Source organism: Kordia periserrulae, assembly GCF_003054265.1.
Classification (GTDB): domain Bacteria; phylum Bacteroidota; class Bacteroidia; order Flavobacteriales; family Flavobacteriaceae; genus Kordia; species Kordia periserrulae.
The window spans coordinates 1-2,060 of sequence record NZ_QBKT01000023.1; the positions used below are offsets into that span (position 1 = coordinate 1).

Genomic DNA, 2,060 nt, shown 5'->3' on the forward strand with positions numbered 1-2,060 from the left:
ACAGGCTGTCATATTGTAACGCAGCTTACGGTAAATATCAACGATACTCCAGCAGTCTTCCCTGCAACTCCACTCGAATACTGCGATACTGACAATGACGGTATCGGCATCTTCAACATCAGAAGCTCTGAGAGTGAAATCACAGGCGGTGTATTGCCAGGTCAAGTAACAGTGAGCTACCACGAAACCCCAGAAGATGCAGACAACAATGTCAATGCACTCGCTGATACCTATAGCAATATCAATCCGTACAATCAAACACTGTATGTACGTGTGGAAAATGTCCTTACAGGCTGTTACAATGTGGTTTCTCTAGCGTTAATCGTGCATGATTCGCCAGAGATAGCCGCACTCGATACCCTAACCTTAGCGGAATGTGATGATATTACCGGAGATGAGATCGCACAATTTGATTTAACACAGGCTGCGACTGACATTCTAAACGGCGAAGACCCAACAACTCATACAATTCGTTACTATAACACCCAGGCAAATGCCATCGCTGGAACTGCCGCAGGCGAGATTAACAATCCAAACGCCTATAGTAACATTCCACCGAGTCCACAAATCATTTGGGTACGCGTAGAAGACCAAGTAACAGGATGTTTTTCTATTACCAATCTCACGCTGATTGTCAACGAGCTTCCAAATCTAGTGCAACTGCCAGGACTCGAACTCTGTGATGCCATCACCTTAAATGATGAAACGGAAGTCTTTGATTTGACATCTTTGGCAGAAGACTTAGTAAACAATGTGCCAGGGATTAGCTTGCAATACTACGCCAACGCGACCGACCTAGCCAATGACATGCCAATTGCCAATCCAGCGGCGTATGCCAATGAAGAACTAGGGGTACAAACCATCTTTGTACTGGCTACCAACGATACCACAGGCTGTCAAAACACCATTACCTTTGATATCAGAGTCAATCCACTACCAAGTCCAACACTCAATGCTGGTGGAATGCTCTCAGCAGATACCTGTGATGATGACAATGATGGCTTTGTAGCTACTGACCTAGACATGCTCGTGAACGACATAGTCAACAACGAGCCAGATGTGGTCTACAGCTTCCATGAGAGCGCAGAAGATGCCAACAACAACTTAAATGCACTGAGCAGTCCATATACCAACATTGTCATGGACAGTCAAACCATCTATGTACTGGCAACCAATACAGTAACAGGCTGTTTTACAGTAACGCCATTGCAAATCAATGTGATTCCAATTCCTGTAATGCCAATCAACATCGATGATGTAGAAGTCTGTGACGATGCCGCAAGTTTAGACGGCTTTGCCATGTTTGATTTAACAGTGACGCAAATGCAAATCTATGGCGACCAAACACCAGGTAACTTTACACTAACCTATCATGAGAGTGAGCAAGATGCTATCGATGATGTATCACCAATTGTCACTCCGAGTGATTATATCAACACCACAGCCAATCAGCAAACCATCTGGGTACGTTTGGAAGACAACACTACCGACTGTTTTGCTATTGGAAGCTTTGAGATAATCGTAGTGCCGCCACCAGTACTAGTACAACCAACAGCGTTCTCACTTTGTGATGATTTAGAAAGTGGAGATGAGAGTGATGAAATCAGTAGTTTTGACTTAACAGATAAGTACACCGAAATCACCGGCGGCGATACCAGTTTAACTCTGACTTATTATGCCTCACTGGCAGACCTAAACGCAGACATGCCAATAGCAGACCCAACAGGGTATCAAAACATCAGCAATCCGCAAACGCTTTACATAAGAGCAGCAAACAGTGCAGGTTGTACTACTGATATCACCATGACCTTAAGAGTACTTCCAATTCCAACACCGAACACCATGCCAACCCTTTTAGAAGCATGTGATGATGATAGTGATGGAGATGCAACCAATGGTATTTTAGTGTTTGATTTGACGCAAGCAGAGGCAGAAATAGTCAACAATGAAAGCAATGTCACAGTAAGCTATCACACCACATTAGAAGATGCAGAGATGGACAACAATCCGATTGTAGACCCAACCATGCATGCGGTAGATATGGCAACTGCCAATGAAAA

General features: G+C 44.1%; 1 pseudogene. It reads left to right on the forward strand.

Annotation, left to right across the window (positions count from 1 at the left end):
* Positions 1-2,060 (forward strand): annotated as a pseudogene (locus C8N46_RS20010) (CUB protein); the annotation flags it as partial.